This window comes from Rhodococcus rhodochrous, assembly GCF_014854695.1.
Lineage (GTDB): Bacteria > Actinomycetota > Actinomycetes > Mycobacteriales > Mycobacteriaceae > Rhodococcus.
Genome location: NZ_CP027558.1, coordinates 1 through 24,840, shown reverse-complemented (window position 1 = coordinate 24,840; position 24,840 = coordinate 1). Strand labels below are relative to the sequence as shown.

Here is a 24,840-nt window from a genome sequence, read left to right as displayed (position 1 = left end):
ACACGGTCGGGTGACGCCGAGGTCCACGGCCCCGAGACCGGTTTCCTTTCGTCTCGATCGGACAGATAAGAACTGTTCACGCAGGCGCAGGAAGCGCTGCGAGCCGGTTCAGGCCGGCCATGAGAACCGTTCCCGCGCCTCGGCAAGCCCGAGGAGATTGCAGCGCTGGTCCGTTTCCTCGCTTCCGACGAGTCGAGCTTCAGCACCGGATCGGAGTTCATCGCCGACGGCGGTTACGCAGTTCCCTGATCCGGACCACGCCGATCTGCACCCGATCTGCCGGATGTGGATATCTCCCGTCACAGTCTCCCAGTCAAGATCTCACACCGGCATCTCGCCCCCGGCAGGTAATCACGTCCGCATGGCTCTGCGGGTACATCGTCCTCGAGCGCCCGGCGATGTACCCGCAGAACTCGTCTTCGACCAATCTTGATGTGAGCGTTCACCATCGCAGCTGATCCAGGCCACGTCGTCACCACGGACCGAGGTCTGCCAGCACCTCGAACCTCGGCATCGCAACGTTCCGACCACACCACGACAACAAGGACGATCGTGACCAACGATGTTGAAAACGCCGCGTGTCCTCATCTGGACGCGGTCGACGAGCAAGCGCTCGAGGCACTGTTCTTCTCTGCGCGCACAGCGAACACCTTCGCTCCTATTCCGGTGTCCGACCAGCAACTCGCCGACATCTGGGAACTGGCGCGATGGGCACCGACCGGGGCGAATACGCAACCGCTGCGAGTGGTGTTCGTGCGAACAGATGCCGGACGCGCCCGACTCACTGCTCACATGTACGAGGGGAACAAGGCCAAGACCGCGTCGGCTCCTGCGGTCGCAATCCTGGCCATTGACACTCGTTTCCACGAATACATGAGCGCACTGCTGCCATTCAAACCGGAAGTCGCTCAGCTCTACGCCTCGAACGAGGCACTCCGTGATGCCAGCGCACGGCTCAACGCTTCTCTGCAGGCCGGCTATTTTATCCTTGCAGGGGTCTGTCAAGTTAACGGTATAACTGGTTGAACTGTAGCTACTTTCGTCCAGCGGACAGGCGTCCGTCGAAGGTGATCTCGAAGGCGTTCAGTGCTGCCTTCCAGCGGTTGGACCAGCGTTGGCGGGCGGTGCCTTTGGGATCGAGGCTCATGATGGCCAGGTACACGCATTTCAGGGCCGCAGCCTCGGTCGGGAAATGACCGCGGGCCTTGACGGCCCTGCGGATTCGGGCGTTGACACTCTCGATGGCGTTGGTACCTGATATGAAATTTGGTGGGTGTCCCGCAATGTTCGTCCGGCTGGCCGGGCCGGGTGGCCCGCCGTACGGTGAGACCGTCCGGAACAGGGGCATCTGTGAGGAATCGGTATGGGCAGGCCGTTCTTGTTCGATGGGCTGCGAGCCCGTGTTAGTAGATGGCCGCCCTTGCGACTTGTCCGGCTGCGCCGTGAGCGCGAATCCGTAGGTGTCGATTGCCCACCGATCCTCGAATCCTCAGCTCATGCAGGAGGTGAGTGTGATGGGACGGTATATCGGTCTCGATGTGCACCGCGACTTCGCTCAGGTCGCCATCGTCGAGGACGGAATCGTGTTCGATGCAGGTCGTGTCGACTGCCGACCGGCCGCGTTGCGCGAGTGGATGACCGGGTTGCGGTCCGACGACGAGGTGGCGCTCGAGGCCACCGGCAACAGTGACGCCATTGCCACGCTGCTCACCTCGCACGTGGCACGGGTAGTGGTGTCGAATCCGCTCAAGACCCGGGCGATCGCCGAAGCGAACATCAAGACCGACAAGGTCGATGCGCGGATCCTCGCGCAACTGCTGGCGGCGGATTTTTTGCCGGCGGTGTGGTTGCCGGACGAGCGGACACGCCGGCTGCGGCGACAGACGATGCGGCGGGCGCATTTGGTCCGTCAACGCACTCGGCTCAAGAATCAGGTGCACGCGATCTTGCATCGCAACCTACTGCCGCGTCCGCCGGTCGCCGACCTGTTCGGCGCCGCGGGCCGGCGTTGGCTGGCACGCCAGGACCTCCCGAACGATGAACACCATACGATCGAGGCACTGATGCGGCAGCTGGATTTTCTCGGTGAGGAACTCGCACTCGCGGACCGGGAACTGGCGGCCGAGGCGCTAGCGGATCCGGTGGTGCGGCGGTTGATGACCATCCCCGGAGTCGATGCCGTAGTGGCACTGTCGGTGGTCGCTGCTGTCGGGGATTTCGGCAGGTTCTCCTCATCCGACAAGCTGGTGGCCTATCTCGGGCTGCATCCGAGGGTGCGACAGTCGGGCAACCAGCCGGCCAGCCACGGGCGCATCACCAAGGCCGGGCGGGCACAAACTCGGGGCATGCTGGTGGAGGCGGCGTGGGTTGCCGCTCGTGCTCCAGGGCCGCTGCGGGCGTTCTACAAGCGGGTCAAGGCGCGACGGGGATTCCAGGTCGCGGTGGTCGCCACCGCTCGCAAGCTTGCCGTGTTGTGCTGGCATCTGACGGTTGACGGTCAGGATTACGCCTTTGCCCGTCCCAGTCTGGTGGCGTTCAAGCAGCGCAAGCTCGCGTTGACCGCGGGCGCACCTCGCGCACACGCCCACCGTGGTCCCGGATACGACTACAACAACAAACAGTTGCGTCGGCACGAACGGGAAGTCATCGAGGTCGCCGAACGCGCCTACGAGACCCTCATCGCCGGGTGGCAGCCCCGCCGGCCCGCGCACACCGGCACCGCCGACTTCGGTGTTCGGCCCCGCCGAGCCTAGGGTGATCGCGCCCTGCGTCAAGGCGATCCGCTCCGCGGTGGCCTGCCGGCCAGCCCTGACTTCGGGGCACGATCACCCTCGATGAGCACATGCCCGCACCACCGTCCTCAACAAGGCGAAACCCACCGAAACCTGCAGAACCCTTGACGATTACATCCGTGACGATTACATCCGTCGTGTAGATGACCTGTCTGATGGCGTTGTCGAACTGCAGGAACGGCACGAACTCGGCCCAGGTGTTGGTCCAGAGCCGGATGATCGCGGGATAGCGTTTCTCCCATTTGTCGCTGAACTCGGCGAACCGGTCCAGCGCGGCCTGCTCCGACGGCGCGGTATAGATCGGCTTGAGATCGCGGGACATCTCGTCCCAATGCTGACGTGGTGCGAACCGAAAAGTGTTGCGGATCAGGTGAATGATGCAGGTCTGCACCACCGCCAGTTCCCACACCGTATTGATCGCATCCGGCAGACCCTTGAGCCCGTCGCAGACGACGATGCACACATCAGCGACTCCGCGGTTCTTGATCTCGGTGAGCACCGCCAGCCAGAACTTCGCACCCTCCCCGCCGTCGCCGGCCCACAACCCCAAGATGTCGCGTTCGCCATTGACGCTCACCCCGATCGCGACGTAGATCGGTCGGTTGGTGACCTGACCGTCGCGGATCTTGACGTGGATGGCGTCGATGAACACCACCGGATATACCCGATCGAGGGGCCGGTTCTGCCATTCGGTCATCTCCTCGAGCACCTTGTCGGTGATCCGGGAGATGGTGTCCTTCGACACCGACGCTCCGTAGATATCCTGAAAGTGCGCCGAGATCTCGCCGGTGGTCAGCCCTTTCGCGCTGAGGGAAAGCACGATCTCGTCGATGCCGGTCAGCCGCCGTTGGCGTTTGCGCACGATCTTCGGTTCGAAGCTCGAGTCGGTGTCCCGCGGGACGTCGAGCTCGACCGGGCCGATCTCGGTGAGCACCGTCTTCGATCTGGTGCCGTTGCGGGAGTTGCCGCTGCCGCGTCCGGCCGGGTCGTTCTTCTCGTAGCCGAGGTGCTCGGTCATCTCCGCATCCAGTGCGGTTTCGAGCACGTTCTTCGTCAACTGCCCGAGCAGTCCGTTCGGGCCCATCAGCTCTATGCCCTGCTCTTTGGCCTGGGCCAGCAGCTGCTGCGCCAACTCCAGCTGGTTCACCTCGTCCGCCATGGGCTCCAGTGTTTCCGTCATGGTCGATCCTTCCCGCCAAGCTCGCTGCTCGGCGTGTCAGGCCAACCCGGATCCACCGTTATTCCCAGTGTCACGCTTGATGGTGTCGACCGGTTCGCTCCACCGTTATCTACGCCTTCGTGGCTTGTGTCCGTAGTGCGGCCGGTCGACACAAAGCGGACCGGCCGATCTGGCTTGAGAGGAGCGTGGCGTCGCCCCCACTGGGATATGCCGATCGACCGGCCCCTGCCACCCACCCGCTACCTGGGCAGGAGACATACCACCATGATGGTCATCGGAATCGACGCACACAAGCGCACCCACACCGCCGTCGCCGCCGATCAGGCGGGGCGGCACCTATCGACGAAAACCGTTGGCACCACCAGCAAAGACCACCTGGCCCTGCTGCAGTGGGCGACCGAACACGGCGACGACCGCCTCTGGGCGATCGAGGACTGCCGGCACCTGAGCCGCCGACTCGAACGAGATCTGCTCGCTGCCGGTGAACGAGTGGTCCGGGTACCGCCGAAACTGATGGCGAATGCGCGTGATGCTGCCCGCACCTACGGCAAATCCGATCCCATCGATGCTCTCGCAGTCGCCCGCGCAGCACTGCGCGAGCCGGATCTACCCGTAGCCCGCCTCGACGGCGCCGACCGCGAGATTCGATTGCTGGTCGACCACCGGGAGGACCTCGTCGCCGAACGCACCCGCATCATCTCCCGACTGCGGTGGCACCTCCACGAACTCGACCCGGCCTGGCGACCGCCCACGAAACTGGATCGGACCAGCGCTTTCGACAAGATAGGGGCGCACGTTGCGACGTTCTCCGGGTTGGTCGCGGACTTGGCTCTGCGTCTTGTTGAACACCTGCGTCGTCTCACCGTCGAGATCGATGAGCTCGCCGCGGAGATCACTTCCCGAACGACGATGCTGGCGCCGTCGTTATTGGCGATCCCCGGTTGCGCCGCGTTGACCGCAGCGAAGATCATCGGTGAGACCGCCGGTATCGACCGGTTCCGTTCCAAGGACTCCTTCGCCCGGCACAACGGAACTGCACCGCTACCGGTGTGGTCGTCGAATCATGCTCGACATCGACTCTCACGCACGGGAAACCGACAACTCAACGCCGCGATACACCGGATCGCGCTCACTCAGGCGCGTTGCCATGAGGACGCACGCGCTCTCTTGGCTCGCCGGAAGGCAGGCGGGGATGGCGGGATGGAAGCACTCCGCGTCCTCAAACGCCGGTTGTCGGATGTCGTCTTCCGAGCGATGGTCGCGGACCAATCATCACTTATGGACCTTGCCGCTTGACAGAGGAGCTAGAGACAGTCCCCGACGCGATGAAGAAGCGGGTGTGGCCCCAGGCACAGTCCGCATCCCGGGACTGATATCGCCTCCTTGCCCGGCCGCGATGGGATCACATTCGACCGACTTCGACCGGCAGGCAGTGCTGAGCGGCTCCTGCGGTGGCCGCGAACGGGACCCCGTCCGAGCGCGGGCGCTGCGAGATCCACGTCGAGACCGGGACTGGAACAGGGGCCGCGTTCACCGATCCGGCACCGGTGTCGGCTTCGGTGATGACGGCCAGCTCGGCGCCGACGGCGACGACGTCGTTCTCCTCGGTCAGGATGCGGTGCAGGATACCGGTGACCGGGGAGGGGATTTCGGTGTCAACCTTGTCGGTGGCCACCTCGAGCAGGGGTTCTTCGGCGGTGACGGGATTGCCGGGTTGTTTGAGCCAGCGGGTGACGGTGCCTTCGTCGATGCTCTCGCCGAGGGCCGGCATGTGCACGATGGTGCCGGTGAGTGGTTCGGTGCTCATGGTGGTTGTCTTGTTCCTGGAGGGCCGGTCAGGGGAGGATGTCGAGGGCGGCGGTGACGATGCTGTCGGTGTCGATGCCGTGGTAGCGGTAGACGTCGTTAAGGGATCCGACCTGCCCGAAGCGCGAGACTCCGAGGTGGGTGCTGCGCACCCGGTTGATGCCGGCGAGGAAGGCCAGGGTGTGCGGGTGGCCGTCGAGGACGGTGACCATGGGGGTGGCGCGGTCGGTGGGGAAGAGCTGATCGAGGATCCAGCTGTCTGCCGTGGTGCGGCCCTGGCGGGCCTGCCAGGCGTCGAACAGCAGGCCGGGGCTGGTGATGCACAGCACGTCGGCACGCGTCCCGGAGACTTCGAGTCGGTCGGCGGCGGCGAGGGCTTCGGTGATCATCGCGCCCATCGCCACGATGGTCACCTGCGCGTCGTCACGGCGCCGGATCGGATAGCCCCCGGCGACGACCTGGCGCCGACGCCGTTCACGGGCGGCCGGATCGGTCGGCACCGCGGCGAGGGTCTGATCGACCGGGCGGGTAGACAGCCGCAGATAGGCCGAGGTGCCGTCGGGGCGGCCCAACTTCGCGAGGGAGGCCAGCAGGGTCCATTCGACATCGATCGCGAAGGCCGGTTCGTAGCTGACGCAGCCGGGCTGCTCGAGTCCGATCGAGGGGGTCTTGATGGACTGATGGGCTCCGCCCTCGGCGGCGAGGGTGACCCCGGAGGGGGTGCCGACGAGGATGGACTGGCCGCCGGCGTAGATGCCGTAGGACCACGGCTCGAGCGCCCGTTCGACGAAGGGGTCGTAGAGCACGCCGATGGGCAGCAGGGGCTGGCCCCAGCGGCTCCAGGTGGCGCCGAGTTCCCCGATCAGCCCGACCAGGTTGGTTTCGGCAATGCCCAGCTCCATGTGCTGACCGGTGGGGCGTTCGTTCCAGTGCATGATCGTCTCGGGATCGTCGGCGAACCAGTTGTGCCGCTCGGCTGCCGACCACACCCCGACCTTGTTCACCCAACCGCCGAGGTTGGTGGTGGAGCTGACGTCGGGGCTGACAGTGACCACCCGCTGAGCGGCGTCGGGGGATTCACGGGTCAGGTCCAGCAGCACCCGGCCGAGTGCGGCCTGGGTGGTGGCGGTGCCCTTCGGGGTTCGGCCGATATCGGTGGGAATGGTCACGTCGGGCAGCGCCGGCACCGGCTCTCGGTGAAGTCGGTCGGCGGTCGCTTGGCACAGCCGACCCGCGCCGGTATCGGCGGTGAAACGACCCCACGGATTCTGGGCGTCCATGTCGAGGGTCGCGGCGAGCTGGGAGTATTCGTCCACCGTCAGCAGAGCCGAGTGGTTCTGCGGATGACCTTCGGTGGGCAGCCCGTAGCCCTTGATGGTGTAGGCGATGATCACGGTGGGCCGGGTATCGTCGATCTGCCGGTACGCCTGCGACAGCGCTTGCAGGTCGTGACCACCGAGATTGCGGACCGCTGCGGTGAGCGTCGCGTCGTCCAGGGTGGCGACGAGTTCGGTGATCCGGGTGCTGTCGGGACCGGTGCCGGGCAGTCGGTCACGAATCTCGGTGGCGGTGCAGCGCAGCAGCCGCTGATATTCCGGGTTGGGCATGTCGAGGATGCGGGTGCGCAGCGCGTCACCGCCGGGGCGGGCGAACAGTTCTTCGAGGAGCTTGCCGAACTTGACGGTGATGACCTGCCAGCCGGCCGCGTCGAACATCTTCTCCAGGCGCCGGGCGGCGATGTTCGGGATGACCCGGTCCAGGGACTGACGGTTGAGGTCGACGATCCACACCACCTCGCCGAGGTCGGCGATGCCGGGGTCGAGGATGGCTTCCCAGACGGCGCCTTCGTCGAGTTCGGCGTCGCCGACGAGGGAGTACTGGCGGCCGCGGCCGGTGTCGGCGAGGTGGGTGTCGACGTAGCGGCGGGCCATCGCGCCCCAGATCGGGGCGGTGGCGCCGATGCCGACCGAGCCGGTGGAGTAGTCGACGGTGTCGGGGTCCTTCGAGCGGCTCGGGTACGACTGCAGGCCGCCGAATTCACGCAGGGTCGTCAGATACTTCTCATCCAGTTCGCCGAGCAGGTAGTTGATCGAGTGCAGCACCGGGGAGGCGTGGGGTTTGACCGACACTCGATCCCCGGGGCGCAGGTGCTCGAACCACAGCGACGTCATGATCGAGACCATCGAGGCGCACGAGGCCTGATGGCCCCCGACCTTCAGACCGGTGGGGTTGGGCCGGATGCGGTTGGCGTGGTGAATCATCGACGTCGACAGCCACAGCACCCGCTGGCGGATCGACTCGAGTGCGGCGAGATCCTCCGAGACCGCCGGGAAGCCGGCGGGGTGGGAGATGGCGGAGTCGAGGGAGACAGGCTGGGACATCGGGGAACTCTCTTTCGAAGACAACCACGCGGAACCGGGCAGGTCGACTGCGTCGGATGCTGGGGAGCCGGCTCGGCCGGCGACGGATGCGCCGAGGCCGAGCGGCCAAAGGAACAGGAATGCCAATCGGATTGTGTCTGCGGAGGCTTTCCCGATCTGCGGGGTGTGCATCCAGTCCACCAGGGGGTGACTGTTTGCGCAATACTAGACTTTGAAAATGAGCAATATGCACTTCGATCCGGGGTGCGGAGGGAAGCGAGGTTGGCACTGTGCCAAGCACACACCGGGCCGACCGGATCGACGCTCGAATCCTGACCGCACTGGCCGATGATCCGCGTGCCACGGTGATGGCTATCGCCGAACGAACAGGTCTGTCCCGCAATACCGTTCAAGCCCGACTGGGCAAGCTCGACGAGGCCGGCGCACTGCGCTCGTTCGAGCGTCGAATCGACCCGGCGATTCTCGGATACCCGTTGCAGGCCTACATCCTCACCAACGTCAGGCAACGCAAACTCGACCGGGTCGGCGCTGCGCTCGACCTGATACCGGAAGTGTTGGAGGTGCATGGTCTCAGCGGGGTGGCGGATCTGCTGGTGCATGTTGCTGCCAAGGACGCAGACGACCTGTATCGCATTGCCGGGGACATCCTTGACATCAAGGGCGTCAAACGCACCACGACCGCCTTGGTGATGCGGGATATGGTGGACTTTCGGGTCCGTCCGCTGCTGAACGTACTGAACGAGTGACGGTGGAATCCCGGGCACGCACTTTTCTCGTATTAACCTCAATCTTTCGCGCGGATCACGTGCCGGCCTGAGCGGATTCGGATTGGATACGGAGACCGTGGATCCGGTGTGCATCCACGGTCGACTGCCCGACACGGTCGGGTGACGCCGAGGTCCACGGCCTCGAAAATGGTTTCCTTTCGTCTTGATCGGACAGATACGTGCAGGTCACGCAGGCGCAGGAAGTGCCTCCAGCCGGTTCAGGCCGGCCACGAGGACATCGATATCGGGAGCTGTCGCGGCCAGCCGCAGCCGAACACGGCGGGCATGCCGGGCGACGCGACCGGCGATCGACAACAATCGCAGCCGCAGCCGCTTCGGCTCCCACCGCCGGGCCGCGACATCGGTCAACGCGAGCATCTGCATCCACGCGATCAGTTCACATGCGAGTTGCACGAGCGCCAACCAGATCCGCTTCTGATCGAAACCGTGCAGCGGAAGATTCTGCAGCCCGGTGACTTTGGCTGTCCGAATCCGGTCCTCGCACCGAGCCCGACGCCGATGTCGCAGCTCCAGATCCGGGAGTTGCCCTCGGCGGGTATTGGTCACGAACGCGGTCAGGCGTAGGCCGTCACGGTCGGTGAACCGTAACTGCGCACCCGGATGCGGGCGCTCCTTCCTGACGATTACCCGCATGCCTTTCGGCCACGACGACAGATCGAGCAGGCCGGTCAACTCCGTCACCCAGGCGCCGTCGCGGACCTGTCCGTCCGAGTCGTAGGCCGGGGTCCATGCCTGGTCCGGGACGAGTTCGAGTGCGGCGACCATCGTCTCGGTCAATCCGAACCCCACCGAATACGACAGCCGCCGTTTGGTCAGATACTCGATCAACCCGTGGGTGCCGCCGGCCCCGTCGATACGCACCAGCACCTTCTTCCCGACCCGATATGCCGGGTCGACCGGCAACTGTGCGAGGGCGTCCTGCACCACGGTGATGGGGGTACCGCCCTGCACGTAGTGCTTGGGGGAGGATCGGCGGCGGTATTCGACCCCGAGTTACCCGGCCGCAGCAGCATCGCGACGGGTTCACCGGTGCCGCCTGTGCCGTGGTCGACGAACGCGCACAGCGGGTGGAAACCGAAGCCTCGCTTGAACGTCGGGGCGGCCTGTTCCTTCTCGGAGTGCGCGGTGACCAGCGTCGCATCGATGTCGAGGACCAGCGGATGCGCTTCGTCGATGGCGTGGTCCGGTGCCGACGTGCCGGCGGCGGCCCAGGCGTGGGAGCGGGCGGTGGCGCGGGCGCGTCCGATCGCGGCGAGCGCGGTGTCGGCGTCGGTGGCCAACACGCTGATCAGGCGGGAGACGGTCGGGTCGGAGGCCACTGCGCCGAAGACTCCGGGTGAGCCCGCAGTTGTGCGATGTCGGCGAGGCAGTCCCCACCGATCGCCAATGCTGTCGCGAGATCGAGCACGATCTTGCCGGGATCGTGTCGGGCCAGCGGTTTTCGATACGGTGCGAGCTCGGTCGTCAACGCCGCAGCGAGGCCGGTCTTCTCCGCGGTGCGCAGCAGCAGGACCGTTCCGGCCTGCGACACGACGCCGGTCCCGGTGGCCGATGCGGACACGCGTGGGTAGGGGGACGTAGACTTGCTCACCTGAATGGTGCTCCTCGAACTGGTTGAAACTCGACCCTCAGCAAGTCGAATTATCCCAGTTCAGGGCACCATTCTTCGTATTCGACACGGGTGTCCGCTCGATCAGCACGAAAGCCCGAGGTTAAAAACGGGCACAACGAAATCAGGTGTTCACCCAGTGGTCGGGTACGTACGGCGACCGTATGGACACCGTGGCGTGGTTTGTCGAGGGGGGGTTACTCCCAGCGCAAGCACTCGGTGTGATCGAGACGGGGAACTCCCCACCTCACCGAGCTCGGCGACACCAGGATCAAGGATGGCCTCCCACACTGCACCCTCATCGAGCTCGGCGTCCCCGACCAGCGAGTACTGCCGGCCGGCGCCAGCACCCCCCGTCGTGGTGTGCACATAGCGGCGGGCTATAGCCCCCCAGATAGGTGCGGTGGCTCCGATACCCACCGATCCGGTGGAGTAGTCCACCGGATCGGGGTCCTTCGACCGGCTCGGATAGGGCTGCAAGCCGCCGAACGCGCGTAGCATCGATAGGTACCGCTCATCGAGTTCGCCGAGCAAGAAGTTAATCGCGTGCAGCACGGGGGACGCGTGCGGCTTCACGGACACGCGGTCGCCTGCCTGAAGCTGTTCGAACCACAGCGCGGTCATGATCGACACCATCGAAGCACACGACGCCTGGTGTCCACCGACCTTCAAGCCACTGGGGTTCGGACGCACGTGATTGGCGTGATGCACGATGGCGGTCGAGAGCCAGAGCAATCTCTGCTCGATTTCGCGAAGCGATGCGATGTCGTGGGCCCTCTCATGCCGTGTCGCAGTTTCCTGTGGCTCCACTTTCCCCGTCAGCATTCGTAGGCCGGTGCGAGGGTCGCGCGTGCAACCGTGTGGCTGAACAGGTTGAACCCGCGGAACGCCCGGGGTGACGACGTCTTGCCCGACTGCCTCGAAAGTGGCACCACCGAGCTAAGGGCGCTGCCACGCCTTGCTTCATCGCTACCCAGCTCAAAACTGGGCACCGGGGGCGGGGCGGCATAGCGATTGCAACTCATCGTGGAGCACTCCTTGGGCGGAAAGGTTTTGGCACGCCATGATCCTGGTGTTGGGATGCTTTAGCTTGGATGTGGCACGAGGATGCCTTGGTCGACGTCATTCCGAGGCTGGGACCGGGCTCACGATCCACGTGAGTTATCACCCGTCGAAGTCGACGACGACACTGTCGGTCGTTGGGTGCGCTTGGCACGCCAGGACATACCCCGAGCTGAGTTCCTTCCTGTCGAGAGCCGAGCAACGGTCCATTTCTACTGACCCCTCCAGGACCTTTACCCGACAAGTAGCACAAACGCCATCAGAGCAGGAGTACGGCAAGTCAGGTCGCAATGGCAACGCTGCCGCGAGGATCGTGGCTCCATGGGATGACAACTCGAAGTTGAGTTCCTCACCGTCGATACGTACCCGCACGTTGCTAAGCACTAAAGGTCGACCTTGGGCAGCATCGCTGTCCTCGGCCTCCGTGGCTATGAAGTATTCGCGCAGAATTTTCTCCTCTGCGAGGCCGCAGTCGACCAGTGTCTCCGTGACAAAGTCAATCAGGCCGGCGGGGCCGCACATGATCCACTGGTCCACCGGTCCGCCCGGAGGGTCGGCCGCCAACCATCCCTCCAAGGTCCCGCGGTCCAGTCGCTGCAAGGGTCCGGCTGCGGTTGCTACGGCATCATCCCAATAGTGGATGACGGAAAGGCGAGGGCCGAACCGCGCGCACAGGGAGTCAAGCTCGCCCATGAACATAGTCGACCGCCGACTCCGATTCGCGTATAAGAGGGTGAACCGGCTCCTTGGTTCTTCACCCAGAATGGTCGCCGCCATCGAGATGATCGGAGTGATCCCACTCCCACCAGCCACCGCTAGGTAGTGCTTCTCAGCGAGAGGATCTAGAGCGGTTGTGAAGCGACCGGTTGGCGTCATCACCCGAAGTTCGTCATCGACGCGGAGCTGGCTGGTGGCGTAGGTCGAGAATCGGCCGCCTGCTACGCGACGGATGGCGATCCGGAGAACGTCACTGCCGGCCGGCGAGCATATCGAGTAGGAGCGTCGTATCTCTTCACCTCCGTCGTCATGCACGATGGCGACATGTTGGCCATGCTTGAACCGGTAGGCTTCGCGCAGATGGTCCGGTACGGCAAACGTGACGACGACGGCGTCGTCGGCCTGTACTTCCAGATCACTCACGCGGAGCGTGTGCAACGAGGGACGGCCCCGCCGCTGCGCCTGGAAGGCTGCGACCTGCTCGCGATTGTGGCTTAGAAGCGGCATAGTTCACTTCTCCTTTTTGCCATGCGACAGGTTAGCCGTGGCCCGAAGGGCAAGTGCCTCCGAACCACGGTCAACCCGATCACACATGATCAGACGTCGATTCCTGCCAACCGCTTCGCCATGTACTTCTGGAATGTCCAGATTGGACGCTCAAGTGGTGAGAGAGCACCGCCCTTGCGGGCGTGGTCCGACCTCAGCATGCCCTGGATTCCAGTGACCATCGCGGAGTCCTCCTCCTGGATCTGGCGCAGCCAGTCCTTCATCTCACCCCGAATTTTCTCGAGGTCGGGGTGACCCATCTTCGACTCGTGCACGCAGACAGCGAGGTCGAACTTGTGTGTGTCCGGCCCGGTCGGCCACCACTTTGCAACCAGAAGCACGTCGGGGCCCGGGGAGAACCACATGGTGGGGTAGATCCCCACCAGCAAGGAGTGTGAGCGCTGGAAGGCTGACAGCCCGTCGATCGACGGAAGCACCAGAGGCTGGAGGTAGTGCCCATCCTCTTCTCCAGTCGCGCCCTCCTGGCTGACGAACATCCGCTGGTAGTAGAAGTACTCTGACTCGGTAGTGTCCGCGTCGACGAGGTGGGCCGGCCAGAGCGGCTCAATTGACTCCTTGTGGGCACCTTGGTGGTGGTAGGCCTCTCGCCCGTTGTCCATAGCCAGCTTCCAGGTGGTCGGGACCTCGGGCCAGTCCAGTCGGTCGAGCACTTTCCACTCGGCCAGCCGGTAGGGCGCCAGCAGCTCGTCCATTTCGGAGAATCGGGGAGCGAGAGGCTCGGCGTTGGGGTCGAAGCTCATGAACACGAAGCCGTTCCACACCTCGGTGGCGTAGGTCGCGAGGTTGTAAGATCCGCAAGCGCGCTCACGCTCGAACAGGGTGCTTTCGGCCATCAATGGTGCACCGGTGAGCTGTCCTTCGGTGTCGAAGGCCCACGAGTGGTAGGGGCAGACGAAGGATTCGGTGTTGCCAGCTTCTGCGCCCTTGCTTCTCTCTTCGAAGAGCAGGTCCATGAAACGGTGAGGACACACGCGGGAGAAGGCCCGGATCTGCATGTCCTTGCCGCGCACGAGCACGACCGGCTCCCCCGCGATCTCCGCCGCGAACCAGTCTCCAGGGTTCGCGACCTCGTCGGTGCGACACAGATAGAGCCAGTCCTTCTTGAAGATGCGCTCGACCTCGAGGTCGTAGAGGTCATGACTGGTGTAGTACTCGGAGGGCAGAAGCTGCGCCTCTTCTAGCGGTCGCGACGCGTGCTCGACGATGAGGTCAAGCAATTCCTGCACGTTCGTGGTCATCGGCGATGCCTTGGACTTGATCTCGTTCTGCTGGGTAACCATAGGTCCTCCTTCTGGTTTTGGACATAAATGTGTGGGTGTTGTCCTGACGGGGTGCTTCCCCGTCAGACGCGATGCGTCAACTGCCGGGGACCAAAATTCCTCGACCGACCAGGCTCCCGGACTCGAGATCATGGATGGCGTCGTTGACCGCAGATAACGGGTAGACGCTGGTCTCCAAGGTGACCTTTCCCTGTGCCGTCAAGGTCATCAGCTCGACGAGGTCCTTGTAGGTTCCGACGAGGTTTCCAACCACTTCGAGCTCGCGCGACACGAGCTCGATAGTCGGGATGCGCAGCTCGCTGCCGTACCCGACGCAGGAGTAGCTACCCCGGTTGCGCAGCATGGCGATGCCCTGCTCAGGCGTCGAGTGCTCACCGACGAAGTCCAAGACAACGTGGGCTCCACCTTCGGTGACATCCTGGACCTCGTGCAGCAGCTCCCCGGCCCCCTTGGCGGCGTTGACCGTGTGATGCGACCCAATCGAGCCAGCCAGTTCCAGCGCCGATTCGGAACGGTCCACCACCGTGATCGTCGCGGGCGTGGTGGCCGCAAGCACCTGGATCGCGATGTGCCCCAGACCACCGGAGCCGATGACGACGACATGGGTGCCGGGAGTCAGGAGCGGCTGAGCCTTCCGCACCGCGTGGTAGGCGGTCAGCCCGGCGTCGGCGAGAGCGGCGACCTGGACCGGCTGCAGATTGGCCTCGAGCTTCACGATCGCCCGGGCGTTCGTCAGCAGGAAATCGGCCATCCCCCCATCAACGTTCAGACCGGGAAACACCGCGTCCTCGCAATGCGAGTCGTCGCCGACGCGACAGGGGATGCAGAGTCCGCAGGTCACGAGGGGGTGCACGATGACGGCGTCGCCCGGGGCCACACTGTGAACCGCGCTGCCGACCTCCCGCACCCAGCCGGCATTCTCGTGTCCCAAGACGTAGGGGAGTTGTGGATTCTGGATGTCGGCCCACTGGCCCTCGATCACGTGCAGATCAGTGCGGCATAGGCCAGCGGCACCAATCTCGACGAGAACGTCGAACGGTCCCGTCACCCTCGGCTCGTCCACCTCGTCAAGACTGGGCGCCTTGCCATAGGCGTGGACACGAACGGCCTTCATCGCTTGCTCCTTTGGATTGTCATGTGATGAATGGGGGGTGCCTGCGTCTTCGGTGCTCTCATGTCGATCTCCGATCGAGAATCGTGGCCCCCTCGGCTACTGGTCTCGTGACCGCACGCAGCAGAGCGAGGAGCGAGACGCATGCCCATACGCCCTCAAGGAGTAGGAACCCCCATTGGTGGCCCTGGGCGGCTTGCACGCTCAGGACCGTCGACCCGATCAGGTTCAGGCCCGCGTAGGCGATGGATTGCGAGTCCATGCGCCTGAACTGAGCAAGAACGAACGGGACCAGCACGCACAGCGAGCCCGCGATCTGAGTGACCTGCTCCACGGCGTCAGGACGAGAGTCGCGGAAGGTCGATCTCGCCCGACCCCTCGATGAATCCGACGAAGCGGATCGGCCCGGAGGGAGGCAGGGTTGTGCCGAGGATGTCGGACATGTAGTTGAGCAGCATGCTCACCTTCCCGGAGGCGCCCTCCCACTTGCCGGTGCCCGAGTTGAAGGTCCAGGTCCCTTGGTCGACTTCGTCGCTGCGGAACCAGTCCGTCCGGCCGCGCAGTAGGTCGCCATCAGCATCCTGGAATTCCAGCGCCCCGAATCCAGACGGGACCTCGCCCGCGTTGTCCATTTCGTCTACTCCGACGATCCGCATCTTCAGGTAGTGTCGGCCGGCATTCTCAAAGGAGAATCGGCACACGAAGACTCCTTGGTAGGAAGCCTGGAGCTGTTCGTCGTTGATTCGAACAGGCGTGGACCAGTCGGCGTGACCGCCGGATTCAATAGTGACCTGGTGCAGTGACATTCACGGTCTCCTTGTTTGGTTTGCATTTGCCGACAGCGCCATTCAGCACGATGGATCCAAGTGGTGGCTACTGGCCGATACGCCGACTTTGCGGGGGAGGTGATTCCCCATTGGATGCGGACTGGCGGATCAGCCAATTGACCTGCACAGAGAGCGGGTGCATAGGGTTATTCAAGGAGGTCGCCATGTCGCACGCGTACTTGCAGGTCAGTTTGGGTGTCATCGCGCGCATCGGTGCCGTGGCCTCGTCCGCAGCCAGCGCGCCCGACCGGATGGCCGAGATCCTCGATCAGCTCGGGAGGGTGATTCCGATTGCCGGTTCCATGGTCTCGGTGGTCGACCCGGTTGCGAACCGGAGGTCGACGCTCATCACCGCTGGCTATTCACATGCGACCGAAGAGTACTTGAACAGCGAAGACTTCCATCAAGAGATGATCGCGCCATACAGCTTGCCACGACTCGGTGCCCCGGTGCGGCTGCGGGACCTGCCGGTCGACCCGATGAGCCTGCGCTGCGTCACCGAGCACTGGCAACCCGCAGGATTGCTCGAAGGGGCTCTCAGTGCTCTGATCACCTCCGACAACCGCTACGTCGGGTTCATCGACGTGTCGACCGGCGACCAGGCTCATCCCTCCGACGAGGCCATCACGGTCATCGAGCACCTGGTGCCGATCCTGGCCCACGTCGTCGACCCTCTGCAGTCGGCTAGAAGGTTGGTTTCCTCACTTACCACTGACTGCCTAGCTGTGGCCCTAGGCAGCGACGGGGAGGTCATTCCGCTGCAGGGCGACCTGAAGGACGGGATGCTCGAACCGCGCAGCGACCTATACCCAGCCGTGACGCGGCACCTAGGAGACAAGCTGTCGTCCACCGCCTTCCTGTGGCCCGCGACCGACGGCGGGTGGTACGCCTGTCGGGCCTACCGATGTCGCGACTACATCGTCGTACTCGCGCCCCGAGCTGTGACGCATGAGCTCACTCAGCGGGAACTGGAGATTCTCACGCTCTTGGTTGACGGAAGCTCGAACGACGACATCGCCAACCGGTTGTGGATCTCCCCTCGCACAGTGAGGGCACATGTGGAGCATGTTTTGGCCAAGCTCAACGTGCCCACGCGTGCGGCCGCGGCCAGCAGAGCGATGGAGAGCGGCTTGCTCCTCAGTCCCGAGGTGATCGGGTACGTGAGGTCGCGTAGGCGATAGCTCGCGTGGCTGGACCCCGTAGATCGGTCCAGGTGATCCGTGCCCCTCAAAGTGAACCATCTATATGAGAGATGAGGCAGAGTGATCCACAGGAGGTCACAGTGCCCAAGTCGTATCCACACTCAGTCCGGCGACAGATCTCGCACTGTCTTCGCGCCGGTGACGCAGTCGCCGATATCGCTTCGGAAACCGGTATATCGCCGGCGACATTGTTCCGGTGGAAAGACCAAGCCCTGATCGATGCGGGAGTGCGCGGCGGTGTACCGAGCGTCGAGTCCGACGAGCTCGCATCGGCCCGGAGCCGCATCGCCGCACTCGAAGCCGAACTCGCATTGACCCGCGATGCGTGCGCCTTGTTCGACGAACAGTCGGTGATGCCCCCAAAAGGAAGATCGCGATCGTCGAAGGACTGATCACACGAGGGCATTCCAGCAGATCAGCATGTCGCATAACGGGTTTGGGTAGATCAACCTTTTATGCACACCGGCGCCGACCGGTCTCCAATCAGCGAGTACGGCGCATCATCGTGGCCGACACGATCGAAAAAATCCACCAGCGGTCGCGTGGAACCTATGGGAAGCGCCGCATCCGAGCCGAACTCCTCGATACATACGAAATGAACGTCAATCACAAGCTGGTGTCGGCGATCATGACCGAACTCGGTATCGCCGGGTTACCTCGTCCGGGTAAGCGGAAACCGAACCTGCTGGGCGTCGAAACCCTCTCTGACCGGGTCAATCGCGGCTTCACGGCAAGCCGTCCGAACGAATTGTGGTTCACCGATATCACGGAACATCCCGCCAGGGACGGAAAGGTTTACTGCTGTGCGATTTTGGACTGTTTCAGTAAGGTGATCGTGGGTCGTTCTTTTTCCACGACTGCCGATACGGCACTGGTCAATAATGCGGTGAACATGGCCGCGCAGGAACGGACCCGTTGGGAGGCAACGATCTTGCATGCCGATCATGGTCCGCCGTTCACGTCGTGGGGGTTCGGTGAGAATCTCCGGAGGTGGGGACTGCTCGAGTCTTTCGGGACCGTCGGTGATTGCTTCGATAACGCGGTCATGGAGGCATTCTGGGGCCGGTTGCAGACGGAATTGCTGAACACGAAGAAGTGGTCGACCACGCTGGAACTGACTGCGGCCATGGCCGATCACATCGACAATTTTCGGCTCTTCGCAGTTAGCCTCAATCTTTCGCGCGGATCACGTGCCGGCCTGAGCGGATTCGGATTGGATACGGAGACCGTGGATCCGGTGTGCATCCACGGTCGACTGCCCGACACGGTCGGGTGACGCCGAGGTCCACGGCCTCGAAAATGGTTTCCTTTCGTCTTGATCGGACAGATACGTGCAGGTCACGCAGGCGCAGGAAGTGCCTCCAGCCGGTTCAGGCCGGCCACGAGGACATCGATATCGGGAGCTGTCGCGGCCAGCCGCAGCCGAACACGGCGGGCATGCCGGGCGACGCGACCGGCGATCGACAACAATCGCAGCCGCAGCCGCTTCGGCTCCCACCGCCGGGCCGCGACATCGGTCAACGCGAGCATCTGCATCCACGCGATCAGTTCACATGCGAGTTGCACGAGCGCCAACCAGATCCGCTTCTGATCGAAACCGTGCAGCGGAAGATTCTGCAGCCCGGTGACTTTGGCTGTCCGAATCCGGTCCTCGCACCGAGCCCGACGCCGATGTCGCAGCTCCAGATCCGGGAGTTGCCCTCGGCGGGTATTGGTCACGAACGCGGTCAGGCGTAGGCCGTCACGGTCGGTGAACCGTAACTGCGCACCCGGATGCGGGCGCTCCTTCCTGACGATTACCCGCATGCCTTTCGGCCACGACGACAGATCGAGCAGGCCGGTCAACTCCGTCACCCAGGCGCCGTCGCGGACCTGTCCGTCCGAGTCGTAGGCCGGGGTCCATGCCTGGTCCGGGACGAGTTCGAGTGCGGCGACCATCGTCTCGGTCAATCCGAACCCCACCGAATACGACAGCCGCCGTTTGGTCAGATACTCGATCAACCCGTGGGTGCCGCCGGCCCCGTCGATACGCACCAGCACCTTCTTCCCGACCCGATATGCCGGGTCGACCGGCAACTGTGCGAGGGCGTCCTGCACCACGGTGATGGGGGTACCGCCCTGCACGTAGTGCTTGGGGAGGATCGGCGGCGGTATTCGACCCCGAGTTACCCGGCCGCAGCAGCATCGCGACGGGTTCACCGGTGCCGCCTGTGCCGTGGTCGACGAACGCGCACAGCGGGTGGAAACCGAAGCCTCGCTTGAACGTCGGGGCGGCCTGTTCCTTCTCGGAGTGCGCGGTGACCAGCGTCGCATCGATGTCGAGGACCAGCGGATGCGCTTCGTCGATGGCGTGGTCCGGTGCCGACGTGCCGGCGGCGGCCCAGGCGTGGGAGCGGGCGGTGGCGCGGGCGCGTCCGATCGCGGCGAGCGCGGTGTCGGCGTCGGTGGCCAACACGCTGATCAGGCGGGAGACGGTCGGGTCGGAGGCCACTGCGCCGAAGACTCCGGGTGAGCCCGCAGTTGTGCGATGTCGGCGAGGCAGTCCCCACCGATCGCCAATGCTGTCGCGAGATCGAGCACGATCTTGCCGGGATCGTGTCGGGCCAGCGGTTTTCGATACGGTGCGAGCTCGGTCGTCAACGCCGCAGCGAGGCCGGTCTTCTCCGCGGTGCGCAGCAGCAGGACCGTTCCGGCCTGCGACACGACGCCGGTCCCGGTGGCCGATGCGGACACGCGTGGGTAGGGGGACGTAGACTTGCTCACCTGAATGGTGCTCCTCGAACTGGTTGAAACTCGACCCTCAGCAAGTCGAATTATCCCAGTTCAGGGCACCATTCTTCGTATTCGACACGGGTGTCCGCTCGATCAGCACGAAAGCCCGAGGCTAGTGGGTGTGGCCGGGTATGGCCGCATGAGCTGCACCAGCGGCTGGCTCCAGTACTTCATGAGTCCGCGTCGACACAAGTGCGTGCAGTACGTGCGGTGCGTGCACGCATAGCGAGCCACGCATGCACAGGGTGTCGCGGACAGCGCGAGACCGGGGATCCCTTGCGGATGATGAACGTGTCGTCGCGGCCCCAGGTCGAGTGGTGCCCGCTGGGCGGAGGTCGCAGTATTATCGCCGCTGCGCATGCCTGGTGGGCGCCTGGTCATCGCGTCGCGCAGGGCGGATCGCAAGGCCTCCTGCCCGCCAGTTCCACGAGCGACTTGCTGCGTGCCGGTGCCGGTGTGGGGCCGGGATGCGTCCTTTCGGCACCGGTACGGGCGGTGTGCAGCTTCCAATTGGGAACCGATCTCGATCTTCGTAGGTGATCGACAAAAGGGTGCGCAAGTCGGTGACGTCCTTGGCGGCGAGGCTGCGGCGGTGGTGCGCTACAGGGGCGGGTCGGCCAGGATCTGCACGGCCCGGGTGTGCTCGGCCTCGGTGGCGGGACTGAAGCCGGTGGCGGTGACTCGACGAACCGATCACTGTAGAGCACCGCCCGAGTCGGCAGCCGCCACGGGACGTACACATCGGTCCCGGCATCGCCGCTGACCCACCACGGTCACCTCTGCTGGGTGCAGAATTCAACCACCGCAGTTGCCATCCTCGCGCAGTTCTGTCGCCCCGATGAATCATGGATAACCCCGATTATCCATCAATACCACGTCGAGGAGGCGGGCCTACGGCACGGAGGCGACCGTCGCCGGGTTGCCCATGACGAGCGTGTGATCGGTTGTCGCGTCTTTCTGTCGGCATGTCACTACGCGGGATGGTCCTTGTCATCGATGCGGGGTGTCGAACCTGTGGAGGTAGATACCGGGCATCCGCGTCGATCAACGCACGTCTGGAATGGCGGGGGCCAATGGCCGTGGATCGCTGGTTCGTGCCGACAGGTCACGACCGGACGGGCCGCCGGAACGCCTTCATCCGCGGCGAACACAGACGGTCGTATTCGCGGTCCACGCGAATAACCAACCTGCTACTGGTGCCCTCCAGTTTTCCTACGTCCGGTTTTCGTTCGTAGATCGATGGGTTATTCGCCGAGCAGGGTCGGATATCCGGCGTAGTTCTCGCCCGCTTTCGCGGCGTATCGTTCGGTGACCTGGTAGCTGTATCCGAGCATGGTGGCCACCACGGTTGGTGGCGTTCGGGTGACCAGATGTTCGAGAGCGGCGACGCGTGCTGCCTTCCGGTCGATTCCTAGGGCGTGCAGCTTGTCCAAGATGGTGCCGGGGCGGAGGTGCTGACCGGCTCGGGTGCTCGGAAACAGCCAGGGACTGTCGGTGGTGCCGGTGTTGAGATTGAACCTGTTGTTCCGTTGCTGGTGAAGCACGCTCGCGAACGGCTCGGGTACGGGCGTGGCGGGTTCACCGAGTCTGATGAGGGTCAGTCCGGTGTCGGGATCGACGACCACGTCGTCGCATCGTAGGGCGGCGATGCGGACCAAGGGTTGCGCGTAGACGAGTAGAAGAATCCCCGCGACGCGGGTGTTGAGGGCGATGTGGTCGTCGTGGAGACAGCGACGGATCAGCTCGAGACGCCGCTGGTCATCCATGGTGGGTTGCGTTTGTGCCCGGCGATGCGGGAACTCGATCGCGCGGGGAAGATGCCGGTTCCGCACGGCCCAGACGACGAAGGTGCGGGCGTGGTAACGAGTGGTCGGGCCCGGAGCCAGCCAGCTGTCGATGTGTCGTTGGCTCACGCTGTCGAGATCGACGTTCTGACTGCTCAGGTAGTCGAGAAAGGCTGCCGCAACGGTGATTTCCTGCTTCGCTGAGCGAACTGCGGCGGCAGTTCTATGAGCGGGAAGTCGACGGACCCGCCGCAGATGATGCCACCGGGCGAATGAGGTCAGTTGGTGATGGCCGAGCTGCTCGCCGCGGCGGACCAGGACAGTGCCGAGCCACCGCTCGAACCGGGCAAGGTGCGGATCTCGTTCGGGTAGCAGGCCGTGATGCACGGCCAATGCCCGCAGATGTTCGACGGCTCGTCCGGCTGGAAGCAGGTCGAGGTCGCTGTGACTGAGCTCCACCTCGCCGGCACCGATCACGTGGAGCAGCGCCGCCGCCTGTGTGCCCCGCATCCAGGTGAGCACGCTCTGGGGACGTGCCGCGCTGGCCAGGGCCTCGAGGAGCAGCCGGCGAGGGTCCTCGGCGTTGTCGCTGGGGCACAGAACTGTGTGCAGGTCGTCCCGCAGAGCGCATCGGGCACAGAGCCCGGCACGGTAGCGTTCTTCTTCGTGTCCGCAGCGGTGGCAGTGCAGGTCGAGGGGAATTCCTGCGCAGTCCACGCAGACGGCGTCGCCGTCTGCATTGCGTCCGGGCAGCATCCGGCGACTCGCACAGCCGGGGCAGGTGCCGTGGGTGCGGGTGGCCGACGAATAACAGGAATAGCAGATCGCGCCCTCGGGCCAGCGAGCCACGATCTTGGTGGTGGAGCGCCGGCAGCGGTCGCACTGGTGGGCTCCTTGGCTGCGCGGTCGTCCGCGGCGATCGTCGGTGTGCGTCACGGCGGCCGGTGTCAGTCGGCGTCGTCGCGGATGATCCGGGCGCGCCGTGGCCGGCCCACGGTGTTCAGGTCGATCACCGAGGTACCGGTCGCTGCTCGCCGGGGTGTCTGCTGTGTGTAGGTGAAGGTGAGCAGGTCTTCGAGTTCGCACGCGAAGATCGCACACAACGCACCGAGCACCCGGGGGGAGACCCGGTCCGGTGTCTGCGTCACCAGGCGATACACCTGCGAGGGGGAGAGTTCGACGCCGTATTCGCGCAGTCGCGGCGCCAGGTCGGTGGTGTTGTGCATGCCCTGGCGCGCCATGAGCTCGGCGACATGCCACCGGTAGTCCACCTGTTTCATCGCCCTCTCCTTCTACTTCGATCCTGGTGTCGTCGGTTGCACCAGGCGCCGGTCCGGTTCGACGGCATTGTCGAAGATCGTGGTCAGGGCGTGGCTGAGCACCCTGGTTCGGTAGTCGCTCGACACGCACGTGTAGAGCGATGTCGTCGACGCGTGCTCGTGACGCACCTGCTGCTGAACGAACAAGGGATCGACCCCGTCTTCGATCAGGTGTGTCACATAGGACCGGCGCAACGAGTGAAAGTCCAGACCCGGCCCGAAACCGAGATCATCACAGTAGCGCCGGAATCGCGCTTGGATGGTGCTGTGGGCCAAGGGTGTGCGGCGAGGCGAGGGAAACAGCACGAGTCCGTCGTAGTCGAAGACCGGTCGAATCTCGTCGACCCATTCCTCGAGGACATCGACAGCCCAATCGAAGACGGTGAGCACACTGCCGGGCTTCGGGGGTGAGCCCCTCATCGCCTTACCGTGCCGGACCCGCAGCACCCCGTACCCGCCGAACTGCCGGGCCTTCGGGTTCCTCCCGAAGTCGACCGTCTCCAACCGGCGCACCTCGTTGAGGCGCAGCCCGTAGGCGTAGGCGGTCTTGAACAGCGTCGCGTCACGGTAAGCGGCCCACCAGCCCTTCCGGCGCAGGGCACGAATGCGCCCGACCTCCTCGTCGGCACGATCGAACAGTTGCTGCAGTTCGCGCTTGCAGAACGCGCGCTTGCCAGGACTCCTCTCAGCGTCCTGCACATGGACAGCACTGTTCCAGTCGTGCACCACCTGGGAAGGATGCGTGCCGAACAGCTCCTCGCACACACGCTCCCATCCGTAGGCGGGATCGGTGAGATACCCCAGAAACCCGCGTAGTGCACCCTGGTACCGGCGCAGCGAACTCTGCTTCAACCCGGACACGGCGCGCAGGTCACCGAAGAACTCGTCGACATGCTGCGCAAGCCAGTTCCACGGGTACTCGTTGATCGACGCGACGAATCGGCGCACCAGCTTCTCCCGGGCATCGATCGTGGAAAACGCCAGATTCCGGGCCAGCTGTTGATTGCGCCATCCCGTCAGCATCTCCTCGAACACCGCCTCGTCCGGATGCAGGTGCCGGACCGGACCCCACCCGAGCGCTCGCCCGTCGCTGTCGACCCCCACACATCCTCCCCGGATCATGCATCAGATGACCGAATCGATCGGATAATGACACCACGAGGGCGGCTGCCGGGCAACGGGAAATCTGAGTCATGCGTAACGCTGCAGGTCAGGGTGATGCGCGAAGCCGTCTTCATTCTTGCGTCCGGCGACCGTGGGGTCGGGGATCGGTCACCGCTCCGCGTTCGAGCCAGGCGTCGATCGATGGTGAGCAGTTCTGCGCCGCAGTCGCTCTCGTGCGGTGAACAGTATTCGCGCCCGGGCGGCTCGGCCGCAGACGGGCCAGACGGATCGGTCATCTGATGCAATACCGGGTGGTTTAGTTAACATAACGAAGGATATCGGCAAACGCCCGCTTCAACGAGTCGTATGCGTGCCGTCGAGGGCGCCGGGCGCTCGAGGTGTCGAGGCGAGGGTGGTGACCCGAAGTCGACGCATGTGCGGTGCGGGCACGTATGGCAGTCGGCGCCGCGTCGTGAGGCGGTTGCCGTCTGCGGCTGAGGGTTATCTGCATGCCGAGGTAACGCTTCCTTGTTGTGCGT

Annotated in this window: 17 protein-coding genes and 6 pseudogenes; 8 read left to right on the top strand and 15 right to left on the bottom strand. The window is 64.3% G+C overall.

The features are described from left to right. Positions 1-126 precede the first annotated feature (126 nt). Both C6Y44_RS25100 and C6Y44_RS25095 read left to right on the top strand, forming a co-directional pair. A pseudogene (locus C6Y44_RS25100) lies at positions 127-249 on the top strand (SDR family oxidoreductase); the annotation flags it as partial. Positions 250-552: 303 nt separating this feature from the next. Then, positions 553-1,026: a malonic semialdehyde reductase gene (locus C6Y44_RS25095; RefSeq protein ID WP_192378988.1), complete on the top strand. Its 474-nt coding sequence runs from the start codon at positions 553-555 to the stop codon at positions 1,024-1,026. A gap of 7 nt (positions 1,027-1,033) precedes the next feature. Here the strand turns inward: C6Y44_RS25095 and C6Y44_RS25090 are convergent. Further along, positions 1,034-1,261, bottom strand: a pseudogene (locus tag C6Y44_RS25090) (transposase); the annotation flags it as partial. 253 nt (positions 1,262-1,514) lie between these two features. On the opposite strand from C6Y44_RS25090, the gene C6Y44_RS25085 reads away from it, so the two are divergent. Beyond that, complete coding sequence (locus tag C6Y44_RS25085; protein ID WP_192378987.1) at positions 1,515-2,753, top strand: IS110 family RNA-guided transposase; 1,239 nt, start codon at positions 1,515-1,517, stop codon at positions 2,751-2,753. Positions 2,754-2,916: 163 nt separating this feature from the next. On the opposite strand, the pseudogene C6Y44_RS25080 reads toward C6Y44_RS25085, so the two are convergent. Next, positions 2,917-3,972 (bottom strand): annotated as a pseudogene (locus C6Y44_RS25080) (IS256 family transposase); the annotation flags it as partial. Positions 3,973-4,236: 264 nt separating this feature from the next. Here C6Y44_RS25080 and C6Y44_RS25075 point away from each other — a divergent pair. Beyond that, positions 4,237-5,268 carry an IS110 family RNA-guided transposase gene (locus C6Y44_RS25075; protein WP_159418869.1) on the top strand — a complete coding sequence of 344 codons (1,032 nt, stop codon included), beginning with the start codon at positions 4,237-4,239 and terminating at the stop codon, positions 5,266-5,268. 106 nt (positions 5,269-5,374) lie between these two features. Here C6Y44_RS25075 and C6Y44_RS28490 read toward each other — a convergent pair whose 3' ends face one another. Then, a complete protein-coding gene (locus C6Y44_RS28490) occupies positions 5,375-5,779 on the bottom strand; it encodes a lipoyl domain-containing protein (protein ID WP_404817812.1) in 405 nt (134 codons plus the stop codon). A 28-nt stretch (positions 5,780-5,807) separates the two neighbouring features. Further along, positions 5,808-8,159, bottom strand: coding sequence for a transketolase-like TK C-terminal-containing protein (locus C6Y44_RS25065; protein ID WP_192378986.1), 2,352 nt, complete (start codon positions 8,157-8,159; stop codon positions 5,808-5,810). A 269-nt stretch (positions 8,160-8,428) separates the two neighbouring features. Between C6Y44_RS25065 and C6Y44_RS25060 the strand changes: the two genes are divergently transcribed. Next, positions 8,429-8,905 (top strand): Lrp/AsnC family transcriptional regulator, encoded by a 477-nt coding sequence (locus C6Y44_RS25060; protein WP_192378985.1) that lies wholly within the window; start codon positions 8,429-8,431, stop codon positions 8,903-8,905. 207 nt (positions 8,906-9,112) lie between these two features. On the opposite strand, the pseudogene C6Y44_RS25055 reads toward C6Y44_RS25060, so the two are convergent. The 7 genes and pseudogenes from C6Y44_RS25055 to C6Y44_RS25035 form a co-directional block, all read right to left on the bottom strand. Then, a pseudogene (locus C6Y44_RS25055) lies at positions 9,113-10,538 on the bottom strand (IS1380 family transposase). Positions 10,539-10,799: 261 nt separating this feature from the next. Next, a pseudogene (locus C6Y44_RS28195) lies at positions 10,800-11,381 on the bottom strand (pyruvate dehydrogenase); the annotation flags it as partial. Positions 11,382-11,720: 339 nt separating this feature from the next. Then, positions 11,721-12,758 carry a 2Fe-2S iron-sulfur cluster-binding protein gene (locus C6Y44_RS25050; RefSeq protein WP_192378984.1) on the bottom strand — a complete coding sequence of 346 codons (1,038 nt, stop codon included), beginning with the start codon at positions 12,756-12,758 and terminating at the stop codon, positions 11,721-11,723. Between the two features lie 173 nt (positions 12,759-12,931). Further along, positions 12,932-14,182: an aromatic ring-hydroxylating oxygenase subunit alpha gene (locus C6Y44_RS25045; RefSeq protein ID WP_192378983.1), complete on the bottom strand. Its 1,251-nt coding sequence runs from the start codon at positions 14,180-14,182 to the stop codon at positions 12,932-12,934. Between the two features lie 76 nt (positions 14,183-14,258). Further along, positions 14,259-15,296, bottom strand: a complete 1,038-nt coding sequence (locus C6Y44_RS25040; RefSeq protein WP_192378982.1) for an NAD(P)-dependent alcohol dehydrogenase — start codon at positions 15,294-15,296, stop codon at positions 14,259-14,261. A 58-nt stretch (positions 15,297-15,354) separates the two neighbouring features. Beyond that, positions 15,355-15,627, bottom strand: a complete 273-nt coding sequence (locus C6Y44_RS28525; RefSeq protein WP_225623876.1) for a CBU_0592 family membrane protein — start codon at positions 15,625-15,627, stop codon at positions 15,355-15,357. A 4-nt stretch (positions 15,628-15,631) separates the two neighbouring features. Beyond that, positions 15,632-16,099 (bottom strand): hypothetical protein, encoded by a 468-nt coding sequence (locus tag C6Y44_RS25035; protein WP_192378981.1) that lies wholly within the window; start codon positions 16,097-16,099, stop codon positions 15,632-15,634. Between the two features lie 185 nt (positions 16,100-16,284). On the opposite strand from C6Y44_RS25035, the gene C6Y44_RS25030 reads away from it, so the two are divergent. The 3 genes from C6Y44_RS25030 (at position 16,285) to C6Y44_RS25020 (ending at position 18,598) form a co-directional block, all read left to right on the top strand. Next, positions 16,285-17,301 carry a helix-turn-helix transcriptional regulator gene (locus C6Y44_RS25030; protein WP_192378980.1) on the top strand — a complete coding sequence of 339 codons (1,017 nt, stop codon included), beginning with the start codon at positions 16,285-16,287 and terminating at the stop codon, positions 17,299-17,301. 101 nt (positions 17,302-17,402) lie between these two features. Then, positions 17,403-17,714, top strand: coding sequence for a transposase (locus C6Y44_RS25025; protein ID WP_192379119.1), 312 nt, complete (start codon positions 17,403-17,405; stop codon positions 17,712-17,714). After that, positions 17,648-18,598, top strand: a complete 951-nt coding sequence (locus tag C6Y44_RS25020) for an IS3 family transposase (RefSeq protein WP_192378979.1) — start codon at positions 17,648-17,650, stop codon at positions 18,596-18,598. Before C6Y44_RS25025 ends, C6Y44_RS25020 begins: the two co-directional genes overlap by 67 nt. 62 nt (positions 18,599-18,660) lie before the next feature. Here C6Y44_RS25020 and C6Y44_RS25015 read toward each other — a convergent pair. The 4 genes and pseudogenes from C6Y44_RS25015 to C6Y44_RS25000 all read right to left on the bottom strand — a co-directional run bounded on the left by C6Y44_RS25015 (position 18,661) and on the right by C6Y44_RS25000 (position 24,301). Next, positions 18,661-20,085, bottom strand: a pseudogene (locus C6Y44_RS25015) (IS1380 family transposase). Positions 20,086-21,338: 1,253 nt separating this feature from the next. Next, positions 21,339-22,814 carry a hypothetical protein gene (locus C6Y44_RS25010; RefSeq protein ID WP_094979808.1) on the bottom strand — a complete coding sequence of 492 codons (1,476 nt, stop codon included), beginning with the start codon at positions 22,812-22,814 and terminating at the stop codon, positions 21,339-21,341. 11 nt (positions 22,815-22,825) lie between these two features. Next, complete coding sequence (locus C6Y44_RS25005; protein WP_094979809.1) at positions 22,826-23,158, bottom strand: helix-turn-helix domain-containing protein; 333 nt, start codon at positions 23,156-23,158, stop codon at positions 22,826-22,828. A gap of 12 nt (positions 23,159-23,170) precedes the next feature. After that, positions 23,171-24,301 (bottom strand): tyrosine-type recombinase/integrase, encoded by a 1,131-nt coding sequence (locus C6Y44_RS25000; protein WP_094979810.1) that lies wholly within the window; start codon positions 24,299-24,301, stop codon positions 23,171-23,173. Positions 24,302-24,840 lie beyond the last annotated feature (539 nt).

What these genes read in the sequence shown, in the direction of transcription:
- C6Y44_RS25085 (WP_192378987.1), top strand. Translation starts at nt 1,515, where the DNA reads ATGGGACGGTATATCGGTCTCGATGTGCACCGCGACTTCGCTCAGGTC.
- C6Y44_RS25075 (WP_159418869.1), top strand. Translation starts at nt 4,237, where the DNA reads ATGATGGTCATCGGAATCGACGCACACAAGCGCACCCACACCGCCGTC.
- C6Y44_RS28490 (WP_404817812.1), bottom strand. Translation starts at nt 5,779, where the DNA reads ATGAGCACCGAACCACTCACCGGCACCATCGTGCACATGCCGGCCCTC.
- C6Y44_RS25065 (WP_192378986.1), bottom strand. Translation starts at nt 8,159, where the DNA reads ATGTCCCAGCCTGTCTCCCTCGACTCCGCCATCTCCCACCCCGCCGGC.
- C6Y44_RS25045 (WP_192378983.1), bottom strand. Translation starts at nt 14,182, where the DNA reads ATGGTTACCCAGCAGAACGAGATCAAGTCCAAGGCATCGCCGATGACC.
- C6Y44_RS25040 (WP_192378982.1), bottom strand. Translation starts at nt 15,296, where the DNA reads ATGAAGGCCGTTCGTGTCCACGCCTATGGCAAGGCGCCCAGTCTTGAC.
- C6Y44_RS25035 (WP_192378981.1), bottom strand. Translation starts at nt 16,099, where the DNA reads ATGTCACTGCACCAGGTCACTATTGAATCCGGCGGTCACGCCGACTGG.
- C6Y44_RS25030 (WP_192378980.1), top strand. Translation starts at nt 16,285, where the DNA reads ATGTCGCACGCGTACTTGCAGGTCAGTTTGGGTGTCATCGCGCGCATC.
- C6Y44_RS25005 (WP_094979809.1), bottom strand. Translation starts at nt 23,158, where the DNA reads ATGAAACAGGTGGACTACCGGTGGCATGTCGCCGAGCTCATGGCGCGC.